Source organism: Megasphaera sp. SC8-1 (assembly GCF_024436295.1).
In the GTDB taxonomy this organism is placed as follows: domain Bacteria; phylum Bacillota; class Negativicutes; order Veillonellales; family Megasphaeraceae; genus Megasphaera; species Megasphaera elsdenii.
The window spans coordinates 1-25,165 of record NZ_JANFQH010000015.1 but is presented as its reverse complement, the minus strand read 5'-3'; the positions used below and the strand labels follow the sequence as shown (position 1 = coordinate 25,165).

The 25,165-nt window shown below is 42.1% G+C and carries 22 protein-coding genes and 1 pseudogene; all 23 read right to left on the bottom strand.

Annotated features, from left to right (window positions below; all coding sequences use genetic code 11):
- Positions 1 to 358 (bottom strand): annotated as a pseudogene (locus NOS26_RS05640) (hypothetical protein); the annotation flags it as partial.
- A 143-nt stretch (positions 359 to 501) separates the two neighbouring features.
- Positions 502 to 1,905 (bottom strand): lipopolysaccharide biosynthesis protein, encoded by a 1,404-nt coding sequence (locus NOS26_RS05635; RefSeq protein WP_255917387.1) that lies wholly within the window; start codon positions 1,903 to 1,905, stop codon positions 502 to 504.
- Between the two features lie 18 nt (positions 1,906 to 1,923).
- Positions 1,924 to 5,055: a hypothetical protein gene (locus tag NOS26_RS05630; protein WP_255917386.1), complete on the bottom strand. Its 3,132-nt coding sequence runs from the start codon at positions 5,053 to 5,055 to the stop codon at positions 1,924 to 1,926.
- A 9-nt stretch (positions 5,056 to 5,064) separates the two neighbouring features.
- Positions 5,065 to 6,087 (bottom strand): hypothetical protein, encoded by a 1,023-nt coding sequence (locus tag NOS26_RS05625; protein WP_255917385.1) that lies wholly within the window; start codon positions 6,085 to 6,087, stop codon positions 5,065 to 5,067.
- Between the two features lie 607 nt (positions 6,088 to 6,694).
- Complete coding sequence (locus tag NOS26_RS05620) at positions 6,695 to 6,994, bottom strand: hypothetical protein (RefSeq protein WP_255917384.1); 300 nt, start codon at positions 6,992 to 6,994, stop codon at positions 6,695 to 6,697.
- Between the two features lie 491 nt (positions 6,995 to 7,485).
- Positions 7,486 to 8,541, bottom strand: a complete 1,056-nt coding sequence (locus NOS26_RS05615; RefSeq protein WP_255917383.1) for an NAD-dependent epimerase/dehydratase family protein — start codon at positions 8,539 to 8,541, stop codon at positions 7,486 to 7,488.
- 10 nt (positions 8,542 to 8,551) lie between these two features.
- Positions 8,552 to 9,274, bottom strand: coding sequence for a 2-C-methyl-D-erythritol 4-phosphate cytidylyltransferase (locus tag NOS26_RS05610; RefSeq protein ID WP_255917382.1), 723 nt, complete (start codon positions 9,272 to 9,274; stop codon positions 8,552 to 8,554).
- Between the two features lie 146 nt (positions 9,275 to 9,420).
- Positions 9,421 to 10,230, bottom strand: coding sequence for a phosphorylcholine transferase LicD (locus NOS26_RS05605; RefSeq protein WP_255917381.1), 810 nt, complete (start codon positions 10,228 to 10,230; stop codon positions 9,421 to 9,423).
- Between the two features lie 15 nt (positions 10,231 to 10,245).
- A complete protein-coding gene (locus tag NOS26_RS05600; protein ID WP_255917380.1) occupies positions 10,246 to 11,115 on the bottom strand; it encodes a glycosyltransferase in 870 nt (289 codons plus the stop codon).
- A 26-nt stretch (positions 11,116 to 11,141) separates the two neighbouring features.
- Positions 11,142 to 12,467 (bottom strand): hypothetical protein, encoded by a 1,326-nt coding sequence (locus NOS26_RS05595; RefSeq protein ID WP_255917379.1) that lies wholly within the window; start codon positions 12,465 to 12,467, stop codon positions 11,142 to 11,144.
- Between the two features lie 36 nt (positions 12,468 to 12,503).
- Complete coding sequence (locus NOS26_RS05590; RefSeq protein ID WP_255917378.1) at positions 12,504 to 13,445, bottom strand: glycosyltransferase family 2 protein; 942 nt, start codon at positions 13,443 to 13,445, stop codon at positions 12,504 to 12,506.
- Between the two features lie 39 nt (positions 13,446 to 13,484).
- A complete protein-coding gene (locus NOS26_RS05585; protein ID WP_370687620.1) occupies positions 13,485 to 13,787 on the bottom strand; it encodes a hypothetical protein in 303 nt (100 codons plus the stop codon).
- A 49-nt stretch (positions 13,788 to 13,836) separates the two neighbouring features.
- Positions 13,837 to 14,382 (bottom strand): beta-1,6-N-acetylglucosaminyltransferase, encoded by a 546-nt coding sequence (locus tag NOS26_RS05580; RefSeq protein WP_255917377.1) that lies wholly within the window; start codon positions 14,380 to 14,382, stop codon positions 13,837 to 13,839.
- Positions 14,383 to 14,420: 38 nt separating this feature from the next.
- A complete protein-coding gene (locus tag NOS26_RS05575) occupies positions 14,421 to 15,173 on the bottom strand; it encodes a glycosyltransferase family 2 protein (RefSeq protein WP_255917376.1) in 753 nt (250 codons plus the stop codon).
- A 44-nt stretch (positions 15,174 to 15,217) separates the two neighbouring features.
- On the bottom strand, positions 15,218 to 16,078 hold the full coding sequence (locus tag NOS26_RS05570) for a glycosyltransferase (RefSeq protein WP_255917375.1): 861 nt from the start codon (positions 16,076 to 16,078) through the stop codon (positions 15,218 to 15,220).
- 77 nt (positions 16,079 to 16,155) lie between these two features.
- Positions 16,156 to 17,526: a sugar transferase gene (locus NOS26_RS05565; protein ID WP_255917374.1), complete on the bottom strand. Its 1,371-nt coding sequence runs from the start codon at positions 17,524 to 17,526 to the stop codon at positions 16,156 to 16,158.
- Positions 17,527 to 18,163: 637 nt separating this feature from the next.
- Positions 18,164 to 18,862, bottom strand: coding sequence for a CpsD/CapB family tyrosine-protein kinase (locus NOS26_RS05560; RefSeq protein WP_255917373.1), 699 nt, complete (start codon positions 18,860 to 18,862; stop codon positions 18,164 to 18,166).
- On the bottom strand, positions 18,850 to 20,307 hold the full coding sequence (locus NOS26_RS05555) for a GumC family protein (RefSeq protein ID WP_255917372.1): 1,458 nt from the start codon (positions 20,305 to 20,307) through the stop codon (positions 18,850 to 18,852). Before NOS26_RS05555 ends, NOS26_RS05560 begins: the two co-directional genes overlap by 13 nt.
- 26 nt (positions 20,308 to 20,333) lie before the next feature.
- A complete protein-coding gene (locus NOS26_RS05550; RefSeq protein WP_255917371.1) occupies positions 20,334 to 20,990 on the bottom strand; it encodes a polysaccharide biosynthesis/export family protein in 657 nt (218 codons plus the stop codon).
- Between the two features lie 19 nt (positions 20,991 to 21,009).
- Positions 21,010 to 21,804: a tyrosine-protein phosphatase gene (locus NOS26_RS05545; protein ID WP_255917370.1), complete on the bottom strand. Its 795-nt coding sequence runs from the start codon at positions 21,802 to 21,804 to the stop codon at positions 21,010 to 21,012.
- A 61-nt stretch (positions 21,805 to 21,865) separates the two neighbouring features.
- The gene (locus NOS26_RS05540; protein WP_255917369.1) at positions 21,866 to 23,395 is read right to left on the bottom strand and encodes a capsule assembly Wzi family protein; all 1,530 of its coding nucleotides are present in this window, start codon (positions 23,393 to 23,395) and stop codon (positions 21,866 to 21,868) included.
- A gap of 237 nt (positions 23,396 to 23,632) precedes the next feature.
- Positions 23,633 to 24,106: an 8-oxo-dGTP diphosphatase gene (locus NOS26_RS05535; protein WP_255917368.1), complete on the bottom strand. Its 474-nt coding sequence runs from the start codon at positions 24,104 to 24,106 to the stop codon at positions 23,633 to 23,635.
- A gap of 7 nt (positions 24,107 to 24,113) precedes the next feature.
- Positions 24,114 to 24,548: a DUF3783 domain-containing protein gene (locus tag NOS26_RS05530; RefSeq protein ID WP_014015764.1), complete on the bottom strand. Its 435-nt coding sequence runs from the start codon at positions 24,546 to 24,548 to the stop codon at positions 24,114 to 24,116.
- Between the last annotated feature and the right edge of the window lie 617 nt (positions 24,549 to 25,165).

Here is a 25,165-nt window from a genome sequence, read left to right as displayed (position 1 = left end):
TATAACAAGAAACAAACCAGTTACCACCAAACCAAATGGGAATCAATGATTTTATCATGCCTTTTAAAGAAAAAGTCACAAAATGGCCACCATATAAAATCATCATGATAATCCATGAGTAAAAGAAAAGTGTACTAAGCAACAGTAAGATTTTTTTATAATTAACCTTCCTGTCAATCAGAAAATATCCTGTAATCAGAATAAAAATAGAATTCCCTAAATTACCGCCCCAACATACAATTTGAGTAAAAATATACTGCCAGGGAAGATTATGAAAAGTCCAATTTTCATTTAAATATTTTCCAAAATAGGGATCAATGCCATGTACCCCAAAATGGTGAATAATAATGATAAACATAGCGATAATACGTAAAAGTTCCAGAGCAGAATTACGTAATGCCGGAGTTTTTATAATGTCTGTCTGTCTGTCTGTCTGTCTGTAAAAATTGTCATATAATGAACACTTCCCGTCAATATAAAATTAAATATTTTGAACTCATTCTATCCTCGACGCATCATCCTTTTAACAGATACTACTCTGTTTTTATTTGCAATCATATATCCCAAATAAGCCACGGCATAAATGATGGTACACAGCCAGTTATCCAATAATACACTGGTAGTAATGAATATAGCTGCCATGAATAGTTCAGCTAAGATTGCTTTTTTTAATTTCAGTTGGAGTATATGTCCCATGTAGTGCTCTGCCATTTCACAACGAAAGGCATAGAGGAATACGATAGAAAAAACGGCTGCGTTTAAATTATGCAACACTTCGATTGTCAAAAAAGTTACGATAGCTGCTACGCCAACGCTAATCAGGTTGATTTTGAGCATCAAAGCCTCTTTTCGGAGGCTCTTCAGATAGGTGTTGATCAGCAAACTGACCTTGCTTTCAAAAAGGCATACTGGGAAAAGGACAGACATGTAGATCAAGCTATCTGCATATTTCGGCAACCACCATGATAATATTTCCTTAATCGGATAATAGAAAATCAGCATAAAAAACAGAACGCAGGCCAGAATGGTCCTGATTTGCATATACATTTCCGGCAATCGTTGCTTATCCATCCGTTTTAAGATTGGGAAAAAAACAACGCTGACCGAATTAATAAAAACCATCAGGAAATTTGAAACGCCTAGGGTCAGCGAGACTTTGCCAAAAGTAGATACATCCCAGCCAATAGAAATGCCATAACGAACAATGCCAATAATCAGCATACTGGCAATGTTTGCAAACATCAACTTGATGCCAACTTCCAGATTCAGTCCCGCTTCACGGCAAATATCACGGACGCTGTCGATATGCGTCGTCCACAAATGGCGGCATAAATAAAAACACAGTACAGAGACCGCCGCTACAGAGCCCAGTTTTGCCGCATACATATAGCGGAACTGGTTAAAGCCCAGCAGCAAAAAGGAAAAGACCAAGAGCAGCAGGACGATTTGCTCCGACAAGACGATGCGGGCATAATCCTTGATCCGGTTTGTAATCTGCATGATAAAGTTGCAGCCCGTATTAAAATTGACGAAAACCGCCAGGCTGGCCGCACAAACAAATACGGTCTGCTTTATCGGGTCGGCAATGAAAACCTGGGAAAACAAAAATGCCAGACCGGCCAGGACTAACTGCAGAATCACAATCCCAAGAAACTGCCCGGAAAAAACACGCGGACTCAGTTCGCTGAAGCTCTTTCCAGCATAGCGCAAGTAAATACCGTCTTCCCAGCCAAAATGCAGGAAGCCTAAGTAGGAAAAATAAAACAAAAACAGCTGCCACTTCCCGTAGTCTTCCACTGGCAGCAGCTTCGGCACGAACATGACCATTAAAACAGAAACGCCTAATGATACAATGTTCGCGCCAAAAGAATAAGAAATATTTTTAACGACTTGACGAAGGCTCATAATATAACTTCTCCGTATCTAGAATAATTTTTCGTGGCGTAGCTTCCTGCCTACGATGTCCTTTTTAAAGCATGGCGGCGTCGGTTTAAAACGGCGATCCGCTTTTTGTTCCCCAAAGCCTTTGCACTGGAAGAACCTCAGCTGCTCGATATCAATCGTCCCAACTAACACTGTCGATGCCTCTCCGCCTTTGACGCGCAGGATATCTTGATTATCATGTTTGGACGGCTGCGTAATGCGGCTGTCACCGTAGTCAGACGAATTGGCCTGAATACAGTAGCAGTGCAGATCACGAGCCAGAGCTTCCAAAATATTCTGATAATAATAGATGTCCTGATTCCATTCGACAGCAAAAACAGCATCGGCATAGCTTTGGAATAAGGCCCTTTCCGTAATCGATGACAGTTCAAAACAGCAATATACCGAAAAATACAAATCGTGCCACTTGTACAATTCATACTGCGCCTGACCCGGCCCTAACAAATGGTCCGCATCCATCGGAACAAATCCCCGTTCAAATAAGCTTTCGAATTCTTTCGGTGAAAAATGATTCTTCGGATGCAGCACAATAAGGGCACAGGGGATATTATTCTCCTTAAAAGGCAAAATAACGGCTACCAGATTATAGACCTTTTCCCCCACAATAAGATGCTCCAGCCCCGTAATTACAGCCAAATCATTTTTCTTACACGTATGTGCTAAACTACTCAGCCACGAAAAAGGAAGACAGCATTCCGGCATGACCAATATGTCCGCATGATTCTTCAAGGCACCATTGACTAGGCAAGAAATATCTTCCCATCTCGCCGGTGTCGTAGTGGGCAATCGCACTAAGTTCTTTTCCGTATCTTCATGCTTTATCTTAATATTGGAAATAGCAATCTTAAACTTCTTTTTGGGTTCATTCATAATGGCAATTCTCCGAGTATAACCAGATTTTCCATTCACTTCCTCAATAGAATACCCATGAGTATACTCACTTTCGCCTTCTGTTTTATCCAATGAATCCAGTTTGAATTGAAAATTGACTTCAAGAAATAACTCAAAAGTCTCATCATAAATATGTGCAGAAAAAGGACTCCCAAGACCGGGCTGTTTTGATGCAGAAGCTAAAGAAATGCATTGCTGTGCCAATAGAATATCATAATTTTGAATCAAATATGGATAATATTTATATTTCTGCAATTTAATTTTAATAAAGCTCCATTTTTTTCCTGCATCTGCTAACAATCTAAATGTAGTCTGTAAATCATTGCGAGAATATGGCTTGTACCCAACATCCCTTTTCTGTTTAAGGGAATTCTGGCAAATGAGAAACACGTCAGGCCAAATAGCATATAGGTACTTGTCCCCCATCCGCGCTCTCTCATAAGCAACACTTAAACGGCAAAACGTCGAAAATCGCCTTTTCAGCAAATGACAATTCTTGTACGGTTTAAAACAGTCATCGTGAGAATTTGAAAAAAGGCAGAGAGCACTCTGAACACGACACAAATCAAAAAACAAAAAGCGATATAAAGACAAACGCATATTGCGTGCAACAGCCTGATTAGTATAACTTATTTTATTAATTGACTTACCTATTTTCAGGACTATATCAACAAGCTGTTTTTTTTCTTTCTGCAAACCTAAAATCGTAATAATCCGTTCCCACAACACATAATTATCGATTAATTGGGTGTCTGTCAGCGATTTTATGAACTTATTAAGAAGTCGATTATCCCTGCGCAAGTGATACGAAGTGATTTGCTGCTGCTTCGCTAAAAATTTAGACAAATTATATTTATTAAGCCGAATTCCCGATATATCCTTGAACTTGTTAATTTCATGCTGGTCGATATCAAAAAGCTTAGTATAATCGTTTTCCTGAAAAGTAATTTCATCTTCCGGCAAAAAACGGAACTCACTTTTATTTTCTTCCAGATGTTTTCGAAACGTAGTCAATAATTCGGTAGAATTTTCGGGCGAAAAATAAAAAATTTTGCATTTTTTCATATTGAAAAAAATCTTCGTTTTTTTTAATAAAGGCGGCAATAGATATGAACCCAATCGATACTTATGTGTGTTTATATTCCCATATAAAATACCTGACTTAAAACAAGAACTAAAATAGTTCGCAATAAACTCAAGCATCGTTATTTCCCCTGTCCTAATCTGTTTATACAAAGGATGATTAGGACTTATTTTATCAACAACGATAATATCATCGACATAACGACCAAAATACAGGGGATTCCAGGAATTAATGATTTGGTCATCGAACTGCTTAAGTACATAATTAGCCAAAATATTAGAGGGTAAAAAGCCAATAGGAAGAATATTTCTCTTTATCCCTGGAAAATATTTCTTGTACTTTTGGGCATAAGTTTTTATGATCATACTCATCAGAACATTTAACCGTTTTAAACATTTTTTCTCTTGTCTATCTTTACATGACGGATAAATTTCCTTGAAAATCCTCTGCATAAAGCGTTCTGTGATATCCAAGGAATAATAAAAGCGATAAAAATCCAAAGTAAAAATCAAGATTTCATCATTATCTTTGAGATGCTGCTCTGCAGTTTTTAATGCATTATCTTGCCATTTTTCGTATTCTAAATAATATGGTTTAAACAAATAAGGTGAAAAAGTAATCTTTCCTATTTTCTTACAGCATCTTTTAGCTTGATACACATCTTCCCGAAGACGATTTCCATAACAGTTCGTCATCTTCTTATCAAGCTTTACACCAATTGTTAAAATCCAAAGGACACTTAGGATATGTCCAATAACAGGCAATTGAATAAAAGCTTGGACCTCATTCACTTCTATTTCATGTAAATTATCTTTCACATTAGAAATAATACAAGAATCTTTCTCCTGATTTTCTTTTAACTTTTTGGGCAAGAAGATACAGTGGATACCATAAAGAATTTCTTTTTTAATATAATTAGTCCATTCATCGTCCGTTGAATGGACTAATTTTTTCCATATCTCGATTAAAGAATCATCCAGCTCTTTAGCCGATTTCTTATTAGCTTCAAATTCAACAATTTCTTTCTTCAGGATAACTTGTGTCTTATCATAATACACATCCGATTTTAATTTTTTATATGCTTTTTGACATAATTGAGAATCATTAAAAATCGAATCAAGATTTAGTTTTTCCATAATTGTCCCCTACATAAAATCATCGGTTAACTTATCTCCCAGAATATATTTTATTGTCTTTAGTGTTCTTTCCAAAAATTCTCTATGAATTTTAGGGAGAAAATCATTCCATTTCGTCTCTGTACTATAAAACTGATTGCGATTTTCCCATCGCACTAAATGGTCATTTTCGATATCTGGTACAAGTAAGTAACGTTCGACAATATTTCCCTCATTCTTCACAATAAAAACCTTAGGATTCATTTCAAGGGAGCCATTATGTATAACGTGATTTCGTATACTAAGAATCATTCTAATAAATTCATCTCTTTCAAAAAGAGTCCCTGGTGTCTTCCAAATTTTTAAATATTTTGCCTGTCCATAGGCTTTATTATTTCCTCTCAACCTGGGAATAGTAGAAAAATCTTCTTGTGGTTTCTCAATTTCATACATCAGTTTACAAAAAAGATCTAAAACAGCATTCATTTTGGCAAAATAATTTTCAATACAAAATGAACACTTTCTCCCAACACGAGACATCGCGATATGGATTCCATCTTCACTAAATTGGATAGCTGTAGAATCAACAGTTGACAAATAAACATAAAAATCAATAAAGCAATTATCTAAATCCTCAAGTGTATTTTGAATTGCACTAACAATGTACTGACAATCATTTAAATAAATCATTTTATTTAAATCTGGTAGTACGGTTTTACACAAAGCATCTGTCCTGATTTCCTGAACAAATTGCTGTAGTTTGGTTTTAGAGATAGGATTATCTGAATTAAATCCACCTGAAGCAATCTCTATTGGTAATGCATAAGATTCCTTTTCATATAATTCTTTATCTGGAAAATAAATATTTTCAAGTAAATCATATACTAACACCAAATTGTCTAAAGCTTTATAAATTAATTTCTCATTAGGATAGAAAAATTTAATTTCACCATTTTCTTCATAGCACTGAATACAAAAATTTTGAGGAATTACAAGTCTTTGTAAATCAGGAATATTTTCTTTACAAATTCCGCATTTTAAATATACCTTCATAATCTCACGTCCACTTTCTCTACATAAATCCCAAGAAATTCATCTGTCAATTTATCCCATCGTCAAAATCATCCACGCAAATCTCTCTCTCAGATTTTGTATCGCTTATATTCAGCAGCAGTTTACAACTTTTGAACAAATAAATATCGCGTAACCACACATTGAAGTATAATGAATCTGCTCAAAAACATCATTCCAAAGGAGTTACGCGATGAATTCATTATACCTCGAAAATTCGATTATTGGTAGTCTGTTTCGTTTCTTTTCTCAATATTTTTCTACGGCGACACGGCCCACGCAATTCCTGCTGACCTAGCCAATCATGGCCCAGCTGTTTTTACAAGCATTCCCCTCTCTTCGTTTTCTTCGCCAGAATTACAAGAACCTGAAAATGCTGCCGTATCTAAATGAGCCTTTTGTGAAATACCAAAAACGCAAATATGCAAGAACTGCGAAGTCATATAAACTGGCAAATACAGCATGAAATATTTTTTTGCACTTTGGTCGCTAAGGCCTAACCCATAAAAAATCCAACGGACTTAGTTCAGACTTTATGTAAACTGGACTCGTCAACTTCCGAAGTAGCGTAAAAGTTGTAAAGTGTTGTTTAAATTTTCCAACCTGGAAAATCTTTAATTTTTCCTATCATTATGTTTCCGTTTTCTTCCTGAAAAAAGTTTGTTGGATCTAAAAACTTGACATATTCATCAATCAATGGAGTGATTCGTTCAAAACATTCTAATACAATTTCTTCTTCATCAGCTAAAGAAAAGCGAGTAGTATAGTCATTTGAAGTGATTTCAGACCCATCTTCATTTTTCCAAATTGCATTAATAAATTTGGGTTCTAAATCATCACAAATAATGTAGCCTCTATGCTTAAGGTTATTAACCAAATCATTTCTCATCTTATGGCATGAGTCATATACATCTTGAGTACGTTTTATAATTTCATAATTAGGAATACTTTTTTCTCCATAATATTCACCTAATTTTTTACACTCCTTTTAATTTTTCTCTCTCTACATCCTTTTAAATGTTCCTTAATATCTTTCTGGTTCTTCCATTCTACTGAGTCAAGAAAAGACCAAAGAATCTGATAGAAATAATCTAAACAATGATTAAATAATAATGCCGACATGAGCAAGTAAGTATGGCGATGCCAAAGAATGGATACCGAGTCAGTCAATCTTAATGTATTATACCAATCATCTGAATTCACAGCATTAATAAGAAAACTTCGCCCAGTATTATAAATAGATATAAGTTCATTTAGTTTTTCTCCAGCCAAACAATACCTCATATTAGTAATATATCCCTCATAATGTCGAGTATTATCTTTGCAGAATCCATATTTTTTTATAAATTCAGCTTCCGTAATAATTTTCGTTTGATACACCTACAATCGTTTTAAAATATCTACAGTTCTCTCTAATCCAGTCTTTATGTCATATAAAGGCTGCCATCCCAATTCTTTTATCTTACTTCCATCCAGCCGAGCTTTTGTGGCTTTACTATAACCTGCTTTTTCTACAGCATCGGGAAGTTCGAACACAACTTCTTTGTCAGACATATTCGCCAAAATACTAGCTAAATCTTTCAATCGAATATCTGAAGAAATATCGGCAATATTATACGCCTCACCGGATTTCCCTTTTAATAAAACTGTCAGTAGTCCTGAAACAGCATCTGCCACATAAGTATAGGAATAATATTGATTACCTTCGCTTTTTAAGACAATATCTTCGCCTTGAACAGCTTTTTTAATAAATTGACTAATAGCCTTCGTATCACTAGCTAACATCGTCGGTCCATAGGATCTTGTTAATCGGGGAATGACAATATCCAACCCTTTTTGATGTTGATAAGCCTGACACAGTGCTTCACCACACCGCTTACTTTCAGGATATCCAGCCCGCATAGTATTACAATCAATGTAACCGCAGTAGTTTTCATCAAATAATTCCTGATCACCTCTATTCTCACCATAAATTTCATTAGACGAAGCAAAAGCAAACCGCTTAGCATGATATTGGACGCTAAAATCAAGCATATTTTTTACACCAATAATATTTGTCGTAATCGTACCAATCGGATCCGTCGAATATGCTTTGGGATGTGTATTACTTGCTAAATGTACTACATAGTCTATATTATCCCATTGCCCTGTCATCGGTAAATTAATATCATGAGAAAAAAAAGAAAACACTGGATTCTCGAAGCAATATGCAAAACGATTTTTCGCTTTTTGCTCATTTCTGCCTATAGCATACACCTTACAGTTCATATCGAACCATTTATTTCGATACATGAGGACATCTACCAAAAAAGAACCAATAAGACCAGTAGCCCCCGAAATTAAAATAGATGAATCTTTCATTTTTTCCCAAGGCAAATCATATTCTGCTACTTTTCGTATATCATCTTGATACAATGCATTCCAATAGACTTTCATAATATAAACCTCATTTCAACCAGGAATCTTTATCCGCCTTTAAATACGCTTTAAATAATTCTAAGTCATCCTTTGTCGTTAATTTAATATTTTTATCTGATCCAGCAGCAAAATGCAATGTTTCTCCTAATTCTACCATCATAGTATTCGTATAAGAGGAACCCAAAATACCAATCTTTTTTTCAAAAGCTTCATGATATTTTTGATCAAGAATATCAAACCGATAAGCTTGAGGTGTAGAAACACGTCTTAAAGTTTCTCTTGGGATATATTGCGTCGTTGTTGTTTCATCTTCTTTGCTTATAACAAAAATTTGTTCATTATACGGCATAGAAGTAACAGCATTCCCAAACTTTGCAGCCTTCACTAACACATCCGTTAATACAGAATCATCCACAAGTGGCCGAATACCATCGTGGATAATGACAATATCATCATCACTAACTTTCCCCTCTAAATTATAAACACCGTTACGAATGGATTCCTGCCCAGTTTCTCCACCAGAAACAATCCATCTCAACTTAGTGATATTAAACTGTTTCGCATAGGCACGAAGAACATCATGCCAACCATCAATACAAACAACTTCAATGGCATCAATTTGAGGATGCTTTTGAAATCCCTCTAACGTATAAATCAAAACAGGTTTGTCATAAACATTAATAAATTGCTTAGGAATATCCTGTCCCATACGATGACCAGAGCCGCCGGCAATAATTACTGCATAATTCATATAGCTCACTCCCTAAAAAATCAAACAACTGGATATAAAATTTTATATTTTATTTTTAAAAAAGTATTTTCATGCAATTGAATCAAAGTATATGAAATTATAATAAAATAACATAGTCCGTTAAAAAATTACGTAAGAACTTTTATTTATTCATCTAATTGATATGCTTCTATCTCATGAGTCTTCCTTTTTTCAATAGGAGGAAGCTTCATATAATCACCATATAAATTTGACAAATAACTTCGCCAGCAGGAAAATGCTGGATATTGACTTCCTTCAAATGTTACTTCTACCGATTTTTCAAATTCGTGTTTTAACATTTTTTCTCTTGGACCATACAGCCCCCATGTAATTGCCCCCACATTCTTGCTGCTTTCATATTTATGACTACGTGCTACGGTTTCTATTTTCTTTATAAGCCGATTTTCTCCATACAATCTTGCCAATGGTTGCAAAATGTATTTACACATACGTCGTAAAGGGGTCTTACCGGTTCCAAGTTTGCACCTCGTTAAATTTAATGTATCTCTATATATGTTACATAACCAATAAATCTTTTTTATCTCATCCTCACTATCAGGCAAGCCATCTATGGGTAATACATCAATCCATAAGTGCTGCTCATCTTCACTGGTTTTTGCTATTACTTTAGTCGTTAAATCTAAAATTTTTACATACGGACGATAGCTATTACCTACATCATAAGAAGAAAGTGAATATTTTTCATTCGCATTATCCTTAAATATTATAAGTAATCTTTCATAATCAGGCCGCGGCATGCATACATCAATATCATCATCCCATGGTATAAAACCCTTATGGCGAATTGCTCCTAATAAAGTTCCTCCTGTTAAATAGTATCTTAATTTATATTTTTTACAATAGCTATCAAAATATCGCAAAATTTTTAATATTGATAGTTGAATTTCTCTTTCACTTAATTTTTTTCCCATCATTCTCTCCCTCATTTTTTATTTACTCATAATTCTTCGAATCGGTATTTTTAATTTCTCTTCAAAAACAGCTATGGAAAAGCATATCTTCGCCAATATCAATTGAACCTTGTTAACCTTTAAATAGTCTTTTAAATAAATTAAACGGCTTATATATATCATTCGAACTCGATTCACTATATTGGGAACACTTTTCTTGATACTTGTCGATTCATAGTGATCATACTTTTCATCCACTAATAAATAGGTTTTATATCCTTTTTGCTTCAGTCGGTATCCTAAAGTTGATTCTTCACAATAAAGGAAAATATTTTCATCATAAGCGCCAGCTGCAAGAAATTCATCAATTTTTACGGCTAAAAATGCCCCTGTAACACAGTCTACCTGCTGATTATGTGATAACACATATCGCGGAATAGATAAAAAATGCCTCAAAATATATAATGAACCAATAACATAGCTAGTATAGGTAGGCAATGCCCACGCAGTATCATCTCGACGTTGCTTGCTATAGCCATTATATTGGACAGGAGCAATGGCTGCATAATCATCATTTTGTTTAAGAAAATCTATCATATGCTGTACACACTCTCTCGTATATGCAACATCTGGATTTGACACGAAGGCTACTGAACATCCAAGTTTTTTAGCCAATTTTATACCGTAATTATTCCCTGCCCCATATCCTCCGTTTTTTGAGGTTTTGCAAACAATGACATTTTCCCCCTGGATTTTTAATAGTCTTTCATAGGAATCATCAGGCGAGCAATTATCTACTACGATAATATAGTCATAAAAGGCAAGATTTTTAGCAAATCTTACATATTCCTCTGTCGTTTTTGAATCTTTATAATTTAAAACAATACATGCTATTTTCCACTTTGGCATATTATTTCCTCATATATTTCACGAAATTATAAATGAAAACTTGATTTATAAGAAACTATTCCAGTCATTGCAACTAAAATCAAAACAAATGTCCCTGAAGCTAACATATTCAATGAAAGCATCAACACAAAAAAAGTAGCTATCAGTTCCAATAAAAACACTGTGTTACTGTGAATAACACTTATAATATATAGGAAAAATATAATTACTCCTATTATTCCTGTCGATACTAAAACTTCTGCAATAGCTCCCATATAGGCACTTCCGAAAGATGGATCAAAAGGTGTTGTAATACTATATGTAATTAATACATTCGATATATTGCCAAATCCAGTTCCTATGAATTGCATTATTAACGGTAAATTGTACCATACTGCAAAGCCACGTATAATTCTTTGATTCCCTGAGGTTTCATCTGCACCAGCGGATATATCGATTTCAGTCAACCTAGTAAGAAGCATTTGTCCCCAATCACTTGCTTGTATATAGTAAAAAACACCTAAAATTACTAATCCGATAAAAATACCAAAGCCTATTGCATAAACAATGTTAGTTTTCCCTAAATATTTTACAGCCGCAATCAAATAAACAAGGAATAGTATAATTATTCCTGTTGCAGATGTCGATAATAAGACTGCCGTGGTACTGATAAGGATAGCTATATTAATTTTTCTTGATGAAATATTTATATGCCATTGTTTCTTATCAATAAACTTTATAATTAACAATATCGCTACCAACGGTAAGACATATGATGCAAAACTTGTAGGTTCTGTAAAACCGCCTGTCGCTCTTAAGCTATCACCATAATGGTAATATTTAGGAATATAGTGAGCATAATAGCTAGCTTGATCCACAATCGAATAATTCAATGGTAATCCTGGTAATAACCACGGTATGGGCACATTAAAAAAAAGAAACATTATATTTTGCAATATTAAAAAAACAGATACAGCTGTCCCTCCTAAAATATAGTATTTCAAAAAGGCTTGTAAATTAAACAAACGTGTGCCTAAAACAGCTATTAAAAAAAATTGTACTATATTTCTTAAAGGTCTATTGATTGGCCTCATATCCCCCATATCCGGCAAAGTAGTAAATATTAGTAAGGATATAATCGTTGAATAAATAATAAATATAAGATAGAAGCTTTGAAATTTCTTCATACTTACATTCATATTATAAGAAACCAAATAGGCAATAATTATTATCACCCCTAGCAACTCATTAACACCTAAAAAAGTAATTCCGGGTACAGCGTAAGTTCCAATAATCGGATATAGTGCAATCAAAAAGTTAAATGCCATAATAATTTTATGGTGTTTTGTATCTTCAATAGTCACGGTATCCATATCAATGAATCACCTCATCTAACGTTACATACTCTATTAAATGCAATCCCATAATAATAATATCTTTCTACTAACAGGCATCTTCCATTTCAGTAATGTAAAGACATTACTGCGAATGATTTTTTTCAATGAAGAATATGCCTTCTTCACTTCTCTATCATTTTTATCATACCCATATAATTTCATCTTAGATAAAATGGTAAATTGAGAGCGTAAAACATTCATTTTTGCATAATATGAAAAGTCCGGCACATTCGAATTGATGTAGCTATATATTCGTTGAAATGCCTGAATATACTCAAAATCTCGTTTCGTCACCTTACTTTTGGTCACACCAGATGTATTTTGAAAATAATTATACATAGGAACATTAACTACTACTGTTTTGGGGCTATTAACACACATAAAAAAGGCTGCCGAAACATCTTCAGATATGGTTCCTTCTACAAATCTAAAATTTTGCAAAATTTTTCGATCAATCAATCGCCCACACACACTGATGATGCTGGAATCTTCTCCGTTCACCCGAAAAAATCTCTTCAGCATTTCCCTGGTATCTTTCATCGTATAATGAATTTGTGCAGCATCTATCTTTGCGGATTCTTCATAACGAGATTTGCTAACCATTCCTGTCATTGCAATAGTTGCAGACGATTTTTGAAGCGAGTTATATAATATTTCATACATTTCTGGAGAAATCCAATCGTCACTATCCACAAAGTTAATATAATCTCCTATTGCAATTGCCAAGCCAGCGTTGCGAGCCGCCCCTGCACCTGCATTTTTTTGATGAATGACCTTGATTCTCGCATCTTTTTTACTCCATTCATCACAGAGTGCCCCTGAATTATCTGGCGATCCGTCATCAACTAAAATCAATTCAAAGTCGGAAAAAGTCTGATTGATGATAGACTTCACACATCGATCTAGGTATTTTTCGGCATTGTATACAGGCACAATCACGCTAATCGCTGGCATAATCAAAGTCCTTTCTTTATCTCCTCAAAATATTATGGATTATTCAAATTTTGCTAATTTTGCTATGATTTCTTTATCGACATTCACATCAAATTTTCGTGCCATCAAATAGCCAGATTTTTTGATTTTTTCATAGTCGCTCAGCACAAGCGTATTGGGGCTATTTTTCGGTTTACCAATTCGTTCGGACCAATCGACGTAATGCAAGTAATCGCATCTCGTCTTTCTATACGGAGACATCATCAATAATGTCTGGAAAATCGATTCGTCCGGATTCAATGAATTGAGCAAATACTTAATAAAAGCGGGATGCTCTTTCAAATATGTCAGCATCCATTCCACGAAGTCTTGTGAAAGGCAAACCCAGGAAGGGCCATAATAGAAGCAGAACTTAGATGCATATTCCGGCCGTAAAAAGCATGCATAAGTATGATTCCACCCCCCCCGAAATTTCTATATAAATACGCTTTATTAACCGTTTTATTAAGGTTCTTCCCATAAGGAAAGTCGGGAAATACAGGTCATTTCTCTTGTCAAGATGAGTCTTCTTATTTGTATTATTATAAGAATAAGAAGGCCAGAGGCTCACAAAATTTTCCCCGGCATGTTTTTGGAAATAGTCAATAATTCTGTCAGCACTAACAATAGGGAAATCCTGTCCGCTGCATACCCAATAGTAATCAAATTCCCCCAGCTCACTGGCCGCCGAAAATAAATTCAACGTAGCCTGCGTCTGCGAAAATTCGCCCCATCGAACATCTACGCGGAGACAATCTGGCAAAATGTGAATATCCGGTCTCTGTTCTATCTGATCAATGATATTCGCCTTTTTATCCATGTGAATAAAAAATTCAATATCCGGATGTTTCAGTGTATCCAAGAAAAGGTTGATTTGCTCTGCATTTTTATGGCAAAGCAATAAAATCGCCAGTTTCATCAATACACTCCTTTCTTTGGATAAATAATTAATATTAACTATAGATAGTGCTTCTTTATCCCGCCTACAATATAACAAGCCATATACCAACTGGCCGCCAATAAGGAAAGATTCTGGCTTTCTCTGTATACTTTCCAAGTCCAGGTCAGGCTCTTTTTCTTATTGCCTGAGAGGGATTTTTTGGATAGCCGGTAACGTGCCAAGTCTTGCGGCAGGGAATAGGCTTTCATTCCTTCTTTGAGGATGTTCAGCCAGGTAATATAGTCTTCATGATAACTGCCCGGCATTTCAATATGCGGGACTTGCTGCCTGTCAAGCATGACGGTCAGGCAGCCGATATCATTGCCGTGCAAAAGACTCCGATAATCGACGGATGCTTTCGTTTTTACCAGACGTATAGGCTGCGACGGAGTCGTCACAAATTGACGATACCAGGTATAGGTAAAAGCATAGTGATTCTTTTCCATGAATTGAATCTGCTTTTCCAATTTTTCCGGCAGCCAAAGGTCATCGCTGTCAAGGAAGGCGATATAACGGCCTTTTGCCTGCGTAATGCCGGTATTGCGGGCCGCTGCGACGCCGCTGTTTTTCAAAAGGCGTATATACCGAATCCGTTCATCGTGAAATGATTCGGCAATGTCCTTCATCGATTCCGGGGAACAGTCATCAATGATCAGCAATTCCCAATCCGTAAAAGTCTGATTGACGACAGACTGGATGCTTTCACGAATGGTGCCGCGGCTGTTGTAAGCCGGCATGATGATGCTGATGCTTGGAGTATTGTTAGCCACAGACAACACCCCGCTGTCTCCAGACGACAGGAGCAGCTAAGATTTTACACTTGGCTAGTACCCCCCCCCGAAAGTTTATTTGCTTTTCTTCTTAAAATATTATTAAAAATAAAGCTGCGCAGACTATTCGGTGCAATGGCAACACCTAAGCGCACAAACGTCCCCAAGAGATAGGGCCCCACTGTGATGAACCCAGATTGATGCATGTACTGCAGCAATCGATGCTGGGACAAAAAGTATTTCCAGCCGCCCCGGCGTTTGTACATGTCGCTGCCAGCCCGCATCCACAGCAAGGGTTCCTGCAGATTGTATCCCTGGAAGCCGTTCTGCAGCATGCGAATCCAGAGGTAGTAGTCTTCTAGGAGGTAGAAGTCCTGATAGCTTCCCACTGCCTGAACGGCACTTTTTTTGTACATAATGCAAGGATGGTTGAAAGGATTGCGTTTTTTAGCAAAGACAATGATGTCGTCTTGATGTTCAGGAACGATGCGGCGAACGGAGACGTTCGTGATGGTGTCGCTGAATTCTTCTACAATACCGCTGACCAAACTGTATTCTGGGTGGTCATGAAATATAGCAAGTTGTCGTTGGCAACGGTCGGGACGGCTGACATCGTCAGAGTCCATGCGGGCGACGAGGTCGTTTTTGCATTGTCCGATACCAAAGTTCAAGGCCTTGCCAAGGCCGCCGTTTTTCGACAAACGGCAGACGTGCAGGCGCGATCCAAATTGTTGCTGCATGTCGGCGATGACAGCGTCCAGTTCCGGCGTCAAGGGTCCATCACTGACGAGGACAAAGTCGTCGGTCGGGACGGTCTGGTCGTAAATGCTTTGCATGCTTTGCCGTAAGTAATCGGGATGCTCTTTATAGTACACAGACATTAATACAGAATAATTGGCAGGCATAAATCAATCCATCCTTTGTAAAAATAGGAAGAACCCCTTCGGCCCTTTCGGGCCACCTCCCCTTCTCAGGGGAGGCTTTAGCGTTCAAATTTGCTCAGGTCTAAGTCTTTACCGCTAACGTCTTTGCCTTCGGTGGCGCTCTTGGTGACTAGGATCTTGATGGTCTGGATCATGATGACGAAGTCTTCTAAGATACTGTAATTTTCAATGTACATGAGGTCGTAGACGAGTTTGTCATAAGGCGTGGTGTTGTACTTGGCAAAGACCTGGGCCAGACCGGTGATACCCGGTTTGACGTTATGGCGATAGGCGTATTCGGGGTTTTCTTTTTTGAATTGTTCGACGAAGTACGGCCGTTCGGGTCTCGGGCCGACGAGGCTCATGTCGCCGTTGAGGACGTTGAGGATCTGCGGCAGTTCGTCAAGGCGGGTGGCACGAATGAATTTCCCTACTTTCGTGATGCGCGGGTCGTTGTCCGTGGCCAGCTGGGGGCCGGAATATTTTTCGGCGTCCGTGCGCATGGAACGGAATTTGTAGACCTTATATTCTTTGCCGAAGCGGCCGACGCGGACCTGGCTGTAAAGGACAGGGCCATGGTCTTCGAGTTTGATGGCGATGGCTACGGGGATGGCAAAGGGCAGGGCGCAGACGGCGGCAATGGCCGAGACGATGATGTCCACGGTGCGCTTGACAGCCCGCTGTTCGACGCTGAGGCGCAGGCTCTTGGGCCTAAAGACCGGGACGTCGTCGATTTTCTGGAGCATCGCACCGTTACAGAAGATTTCGTAGGAACTGGGAATGATGTAGGGCTGGATTTCCTTGTCCGTGCAGTAGTTGACGATGTCCGACTTGACGGCAATGGGGATGTCCGAACAGATGATAACGATGTCAATATCCGAAGATTCCAGTTCTTTGCGCCAATCCCTGGTCAGATCCATGACGACCTGTTGGAGCTTCATTTTGAGCTGCGGCTGGGCACTCATGCGGTAGTAGACGTGACGGCATTCGTCTTCGTTGCCCATAATCATGACCCGGCGGACGGGATGAAGGCTCTGTTCCCAATGTTGGACCGCCCGCTTCCAAAAACCGAGTAGGACAAACTGTACAGCCGTACTGGAAGCGATCAAGACCCGGGAATAAGCGAATTCATGAATGACAAAACTCAAAGCCATGACCAGGATGAGGACCAGGAAGAGACTGACAGCCAAGCTGATCAGGACTTCACTGAAGCGCTTGTGTTCAATCGTATAAAGACCATTGATGCTGAACAATAAGACCGAAAAGATAACAGCAATCGGCAGCATACCCGAGTATAAAGCCTGATGTATTTCCCGCGCACTAGGCGGGATAATCAGATAGGTCAGGAGTATGTAAGTTAGGGTGATGATAGTCACGTCACCGAGTAAACCGAAAAGTTTACGTGACGTAGGATAGACACGGGTCTTCATGACCTTTTTTCATTCCTTTCGTGAGGATTGGGGCCGGTGGCCCCAGTAGCTAGGGGCTAGGGGATCGTGGCTCGTGGCTTATCGCCTTCGGCGATGTCGTTCGTCGTTAAGCCTCCCCTCATAGGGGAGGTGGCCGAAAGGCCGGAGAGGTTGGTTGGTCGTCCGCAGGTCGTGGGCGCCCTTGTAGGGCGCGCCGGTCGCAGTTCGCATTCGCGAAAATCATACCACATTGACCAGTTTTGGGAATGACCAACTGTTCGCGGCGGGCCGCCCTTTGGGACGGCCCCTACGCACAAGGCCACGGGCCGTGGATAATTATTATCGCCTGGCTGCGACTCCGTAGGGGACGTCCTGGAAAGGCGTCCCGCTACGCGCTGAGGGTACCCCCGAAGCGTCGTTGTTAGTTTGAGTCTGACGCCGCGCAGCGGCACCTGAGTCCGAGATAAACGCCGGTCGCAGTTCGCGAAAATCATGCCACATTGGCCCGATTAGTGTATGGCCATCTGGTCGCTGTAGGAACCTCTCAGTCAGCTTCGCTGACAGCTCCAGCACGGCTCTCCGTTTTGGCAACCGTCCTGCACTTCCCTCCAGTCAGTCCATGACGGGCCAAAAAGGGCCTATGAGGGGAGCCATACTACTAACGGCGTTTACGCTTCTTATTATGGTTTTCGTCGTAATAGTAGTAGTAATAGTAGCCACTCTTGTGGTGCTGCGGGACTTTGTTCAGAATGACACCTAAGATATTGGCGTGGACTTTTTCTAAGAGTTCTTTCGCTTGTTTACCTTCATCTGGGCCGATGTCGCCACTGCCCAGGATAATGACGGTGCCATCTACCCGGCTGCTCATGAGGGCGGCGTCGGTGACAGCCAGGACCGGCGGCATATCCAAGAAAACGTAGTCATAGGTTTCGGCCGCTTCCTGCAGGAGGGCTTTCATTTTCTTCGATCCCAGAAGTTCTGATGGATTGGGCGGAACCGGGCCACTAGTGACGACGTCCAGGTTGGGGAAGACGTCGGCCTGGATGACTTCTTTCAGCGGCAGGTCTTCGGCAAAACAGTTGCTCAAGCCCCGGTTTAAGAGGCCGAAGCGGCGGTGGACGACGGGCTTACGCATATCACAGTCTATGAGCAGGATTTTTTTATCATCCTGTCCCATGGCGATAGCTAAATTGGCAACAGTCGTCGATTTCCCTTCGCCAGGAATGGCCGACGTAAAGACGAGGGTTCTCAATTGCTTTCCAGCACCGGCAAACTGCAAATTCGTCCGGATAGCCCGATAGGCTTCGGATACGGGCGACCGGCTGTCATAATGGGTGATGAAATCTATTTCCGCCATAATTTCCTCCTAATTTTCGACCACAAACCATCGCTGCTTCCCGTTTCTACCTGTAAGGTGCTGGTATCGGGAATCATGCCCAGGACCGGCAGGCCCAATTCTTTTTCCACGTCTTCTGCCGTCCGTATCTTGCGATACATGAGAGACTGGACAATGACGGTCCCCATACCGACGATGAGCCCTAATAAGGTCATAATGGCCATAATCAAGACCTTTCGCGGCTTAATCGGTTTTTCCGGCAGTGTAGCCGCATCGATGACTTGGACTTCATTCGGCACCATAACTTCGGCGACCTTGGCTTCTTCCAAGCGTTTGGCCAGCATAACGTAGATTTCGTTGGAAACGTCGGCATCGCGCTTGACCCGGACGAAGCCCTGTTCTTTTTCCGGCAGCGATGAAATGATGGCGTCGTTCTGGGCATCCATCTGGTCCAAAGCGGTCTTCTTGCTCTGGGCTACGGCAATGGCCGCTTCGTTCTTGAATTTATCGGCCAGTAATCCCTGCTGGACGCTGTTGCTGGACGGCGCCTGCTGGGAAACGATCTTGCTGATTTCCTGGTTCAGGGAATCACGGGTGGAGTTGATCTGATTATTGATTTCCTGCATCTTTGGATGTTCATCCGTGTATTTGCCGACGTAGCTGGCTTTCGTCGCTTCCAACTGGGCCAGCTGAGTCTTGTACTGCTGGATAGCCGGGCTGTCGGCAATGGAGACGCCAGCCGAGCTGAGCTGTTCATTGACACTGTTCAAGCCGGCCTGAGCCGTTTCCAAATTGAGCTGGTTTTCAGCCTTAGCCTTGTCGACGATGTTCAGCTTATCCGTAAGCTGTTTCATCTGGTCATCTGTAGAATACATCTTATTGGCAGCTTGATACTGCTGCAGTTTGTCTTCGGCTTTGCTCAGTTCATCCTTAGAAGCACCTAGCCGCTGTTCCAGGAACTCGCGGGTCCGCTTCTGTTCATCGTGGCTCAGTTCGGTCAGGCGGTTCATAAAGCCCTGGACAATAAGGTTATTGGCCTGCTGGGCCTGTTCCGGCGATTTGCCCGTGACGTCGACTTCCAAGATTTCCGTATCCTTATACGGCTTGGTGACGATGTGCTTTTTAACGTAACTTTCATAATCGGGTAATTCGCCGTCGTCATCGCGTTCTTCTGTCTTTTCGATGACCGGCAGGACGACGTTGCGGCTCTTGAGGATTTCCGCGTCGGTCATCATGCGTTGCTTATCGTCCAGTGTATTGCCCCCGGACACCTTAGACATGAGCGAGTCGCCTAAGCCTTTATCCTGCTTGATGCGCAACAGCGACGTCGACTGGTACACTGGTGAAGCAATGCAGAGATAGGCCCCTCCAGCAATCATGAAGGCCGCCGTAATGGCAGCGATTTTCTTTTTATGGTCCATGACGACTTGAAAGAGGTCCTTCAAATCAATGGTTATTTCTTCCACCCTGTTCAACTCCTGTATCGAAAATACTAGTTATTATCTAAGTTGTCTTTCGCTTCAGTTACCAAATAAAAACTACTTAAAATCGGCGCGATATCGCGAGTAAAGTCGATGCGATGGTTCTTGGTCAAATAGAGGATATCCCCTTCGCGAAGGGTGACATTCTGTGACATATCGCCGGTTTTGAGCATATTATTGAGATTAATGGGGATGAGCGATTTCGGTTGGTCCTGATGGATGAGGAAAATCTTCTTCTTCGCCGTATCCCGCGTAAAGCCCTGGGCCGCGCCGATGGCGTCGATGACCGTATGGCCCTTTTCCAGTTCTACGGCACCGGGCTTCTTGACTTCGCCAAAGACGTAGACCCGGACGCGGCCTAACTTGGAAATATTGACGGATACATCGGGATCGACAATATACCGCGACAAGCCCTGCTGCAAGACGTCTGTGAACTGGGAGACCGTCATGCCTTCGGCGTGGATTTCCCCGACTAAGGGAAACGATACGTTACCATCGGGCCGGACGACGAAGGGCGACTGATTCGTCGATGAATTGCCTAAATCCTGCTGCTGGGTGACGACGATATTGAGCTCATCGCCAGGGCGCATATAATATTCTTCAGCACAGGCCGTCCCGGTCCATAAAGCGGTTACAGCAGCCAATGCCAGTATGCTTTTTTTCAACATATATATTCACATCCTAAATTCAACCAAAAAGACGATGGAAAAAGCCTTTTTTCTCTTTTTGCCAGTGCGACGGCAAATCAGGATAAAAGACGCGGTGTTTCAAAATATATTCAGCATTACGCGTCGCTGTATTCCAAAGATTGACATGCGGCTTTTCCTTGGCGGCCAAGCGGTCCAATTCTTCATGAGCCTGACAGATATCCGTCGTGCGGAATTCCACGCGGTGGCCGTCGCTGCCGAGGAAATGGATCATGTTATTACGGTAGAGATTGCGGACGCGCTGCTGCAATTTCGAGCCGAAATAGCCCGTAAAGCTACCTGTATTGCATTGAGCCAGGACGCCCTTGTTCATCCATGCCAAGAGTGTTTCCGGGCGCTCCATGAGGCGCTCATAGCGTTCTACGTGGGCCAGAAGTGGCAGGAAGCCGCGCATCTGCAACTCATAAATCATCTTTTCGACGATATCCGGCTGGGACTGGTCCGTCAGTTCCAACATGACATAGCGGCTGCCGGCCAAACAATAGTCGTCGTGATTTTCCTTCATGAAACGTAACGTATCACCGTTAAGTTCTACTTCGGCCCCCGTATGGATACGGATAGGGATACGGGCTTTATCCGCTTCTTCTTGAAGGGCTGCTGCCTTGTCAAGGATGGTCTGCCAGGACGGAATGTGTCCTTGTCGATTAACATGAGGCGTCGCAATAATATCGGTGACTCCCGAATCCACAGACATGCGCAGCATCTGCAGGGACATGTCCAATGATTCAGAGCCATCATCAATATCGTATAAAATATGTGAGTGAATGTCTATCATGATTGTTCTCCGTTTGGGGCCGAAGGCCCCGTGGTTAGTGGTTAGTGGCTCGTGGTGTTCCCTAGTATCTCCACTGGATGGTGGCAGTGGCGAATTTGTCGTGGTCTGTACGGACCGTGAAGTCAGCGTTTTCTACCTTGGCGTAGCCGATGATGCCGTTGAGGTAGACGTCCTGGCCGAGTTTTGTCTGGCCAGTCAGACCGAATTCATTGACTGTGGGATGGGGGCTCATGCCCCGTTCCATTTCCGTCCGCTGGGCGTACAGGCCGAGAGATGTTTCGTTGGGCAAATAATGGCGGATCGCGCCGTAGTATTTGCGGGCATCGCGGCCCATGGCGTCACCCATGATGGCGTCATGATAGGTCCAGCCGTTCTTGAAGCGCTGATGACCGTACCAGGCGTCGCTGGTGTCGGCCATTTCCAAGGTCATATCCCACGAGCCGTCATGGGCCAACTTCGGCAGATACATACCGGCCCGGTAAGCCACTTTAGACGGCATGTAGTGGGACTGGTCTTCACCGTAAAGTTCACCGTAGAAGGTGACACCGGGCAGGCTCAAGCGAAAGTCACCGCCGGCGATGTCGTCCCAGCGGTCCTGGTCGCGATCATCGTTACGGCCATAGAGCCAATGGCCCCAGTCAGAGCTATCCAAGCCATTGCCGTCACCACCGAGCATGGACAGGCGGGATACGCCAAACGTGAAGTACGACGTTGGCGAGAAATCGGCACGGATGCCAAAGAGACCGGCATTATCGTAATCTTGGGCATTCGCGCGGCCGGAGCGGTCGTCTTCGAGGAAGCCGTAGAAGAGATGGACGTCGGCCTGGCCGAGGAAACGGAAGAAACCACCGACGCGCTGGGGTTCCATGAAGTGGGCCTGGATGGTCGTCAAGGGACGCATGTTGTCGCCTAAGACGAGGTTCCCCGTTTCCCCCTGTCCCCAGGTCATGGCCTGTTTACCGGCTTCAAAAGCCCAGATACCGGCCCGGGTCTTGATATAGCCTTCTTCCAGGCTGGCACTGAAATCATTATCCTTGTCATAGCTGAAGCGGGGCCGCAGGGCAATAGCCGTTTCATGACCGATGTTCCCGGAGATTTCGGCTTCCAAGATACCGTTACCATCGCGGCCGTATTTATAACCATTGCGGTCAGCGCCGAAAGTCTGCCAGCCGGCGTTAACCACGCGGCTATAAGAATGGCGCGGCGTATCCGAAAGCTGGGCTGCTGCCGTCAGCGAAACGGAACGGAGCTTCAACGGATCATAGGTCTTTTCCCCGCGCAGGGTCGCCACTTCCGGCGCTACGTACTGCGCCAGGGCTTCGACTTCATCGGACAAGTATTTTGGCATAGGCTTGGTCTGGGCCTTATCCTGGGCCTGGACGACCCACTGTGCCATCTGCATGCGGCTGTATGGTTTGGCCCCGTTGGGCATGGTATCGAAATAGCCCATGGCACTCAGCTTTTCGATATAGCCATAGTACGGGCTGTCTACCGAAACATTGGCCGTCGTCGCCGGGGCTGCCCAAGCTCCCGTAGTCATGCCTAAGGTCAGCACAAAAGCCGCCATCAAAGCCGCATTCATCTTCTTCATACTTATCCAACTCCACTTCATTATGAAAATCAAATAAAAGATATACGTTATACTAATGTATATATGCAAAACTGTAACAAGTGATTATGTGACCTTTATCACCTACTAATACCTTATAACTATAGAATAAAAGCCACCGTCCTGTCAAGTCCCTCATATTGTCTAAACTGTAGTCTAGATGACAAAAAACAGACAGATAATGTCTATCTGCCCGTTTTTTCGTATATATACTTATTTTTATGCATCAACTGTATGTAATTCCATGTGAGCTACGGTATCATTATCTTCGGCAAAGGTAATGATGCCCTTTACCTTTTCTTTTTTTAGCAACATAGGAATCCACGTCCGATCCCCTTTCCACATTTCATCATACGGAAGGGCTGCTGGGTCGAACCATTGCGGTTCCATTTCTTCCGTTTCCTGGATAGTCCCCTGCCATGTATGGAGGAAATAGACAAAACCGATGTGGTTGAGTTCCGGCGAGGCGGAAAAATGAAAATCGAGAAAGCCGACGAGTTCCAGATCTTCTTCCCGAGCGATGAGGCCCGTTTCTTCCTGGAGTTCCCGGACGGCGCACTGCAGGAAGTCTTCGCCGGCTTCAATCTTGCCGCCGAAGCCATTCCACTTACTGACGCCGAAGCCGCGCTTTTTGCGGCCTAATAAAAGCTTCCCGTCCGAACGGACGGGAAAGCAAAGTGTCGTAGGACGCATAGTCGTCTTACCTCTTTTTATGGAAATATTCGTGTTCTTTCGACAATTCCTGCAAAATCGTTTCGATAGTCCAGGAAATGTTGTTCGGCGTCAACATCGCCTTGAGGGGAACATTCTTCAGACGCCCCCGGCGGATGCTGCTCAAGAGCAGGTTGACGGCCTTGTTGTCAAAGCCACAGAGAATCAGAGCTTCCTTGGTCACAGGCGGAAGATTTTCGTCTTCGTTCATCTGTTCATGGACCTTGGTCTGTTCCGTTTCCTGTTTCATGGCTGCAATTTCAGCGATTTCATCGTCCGTCAGTCCCAGGACTTTGCCGACGGTTTCACTTTTTTCATCTTCCGTAACCGCTTTGACCTTTGATTTCGTCAAGAGGGCCAGGAGCTTGACCAGCTCCAGCCGTTCCGGTGTAAAGTTGACAGCTAACATCATACGATATGGCATTTATATCACTCCTTTTGAAGTAGGCTCGCGTAGCGAGCCCGTGGTTAGTGGTTAGTGGTTAGTGGTTAGTGGCTCGTGGTTAGTGGCTCGTGGCTTATCGCCTTCGGCGATGCGTTCGTCGTTATGCCTCCCCTTATAGGGGAGGTGGCCTAAAAGGCCGGAGAGGTTGGTTGGTCGTGGGCGCCCTCATAGGGCGCACCGGTCGCAGGCCGCAGGTCGCAGGTCGCAAAACCATGCCACATTGACCTGATTGGTGTATAGCCGATTGTTCGCGGCGGGCCGCCCGTTGGGACGGCCCCTACGCACGAGGCCACGGGCCGTGGATTATTTATTATCGCCTGAATGCGATTTCGTAGGGGACGCCCAAAGGGCGTCCCGCTACGCGCTGAGGGTTTCCCGAAGCGTCGTTGTCGGTTTGAGTCTGTCGCGGCGGAACGCCGCATCTGAGTCCGAGATAAACGGCCGGTCGCAGCCGCTGTTCGCCGTTCGCAAAACCATGTCATGTTGACCTGATTAGTGTATGAACGACTGGTCGCTGTAAGAACCTCTCAGTCAGCTTCGCTGACAGCTCCCCTATCAGGGGAGCCATTTGCTAACTACTAACTGCTAGCCACTAA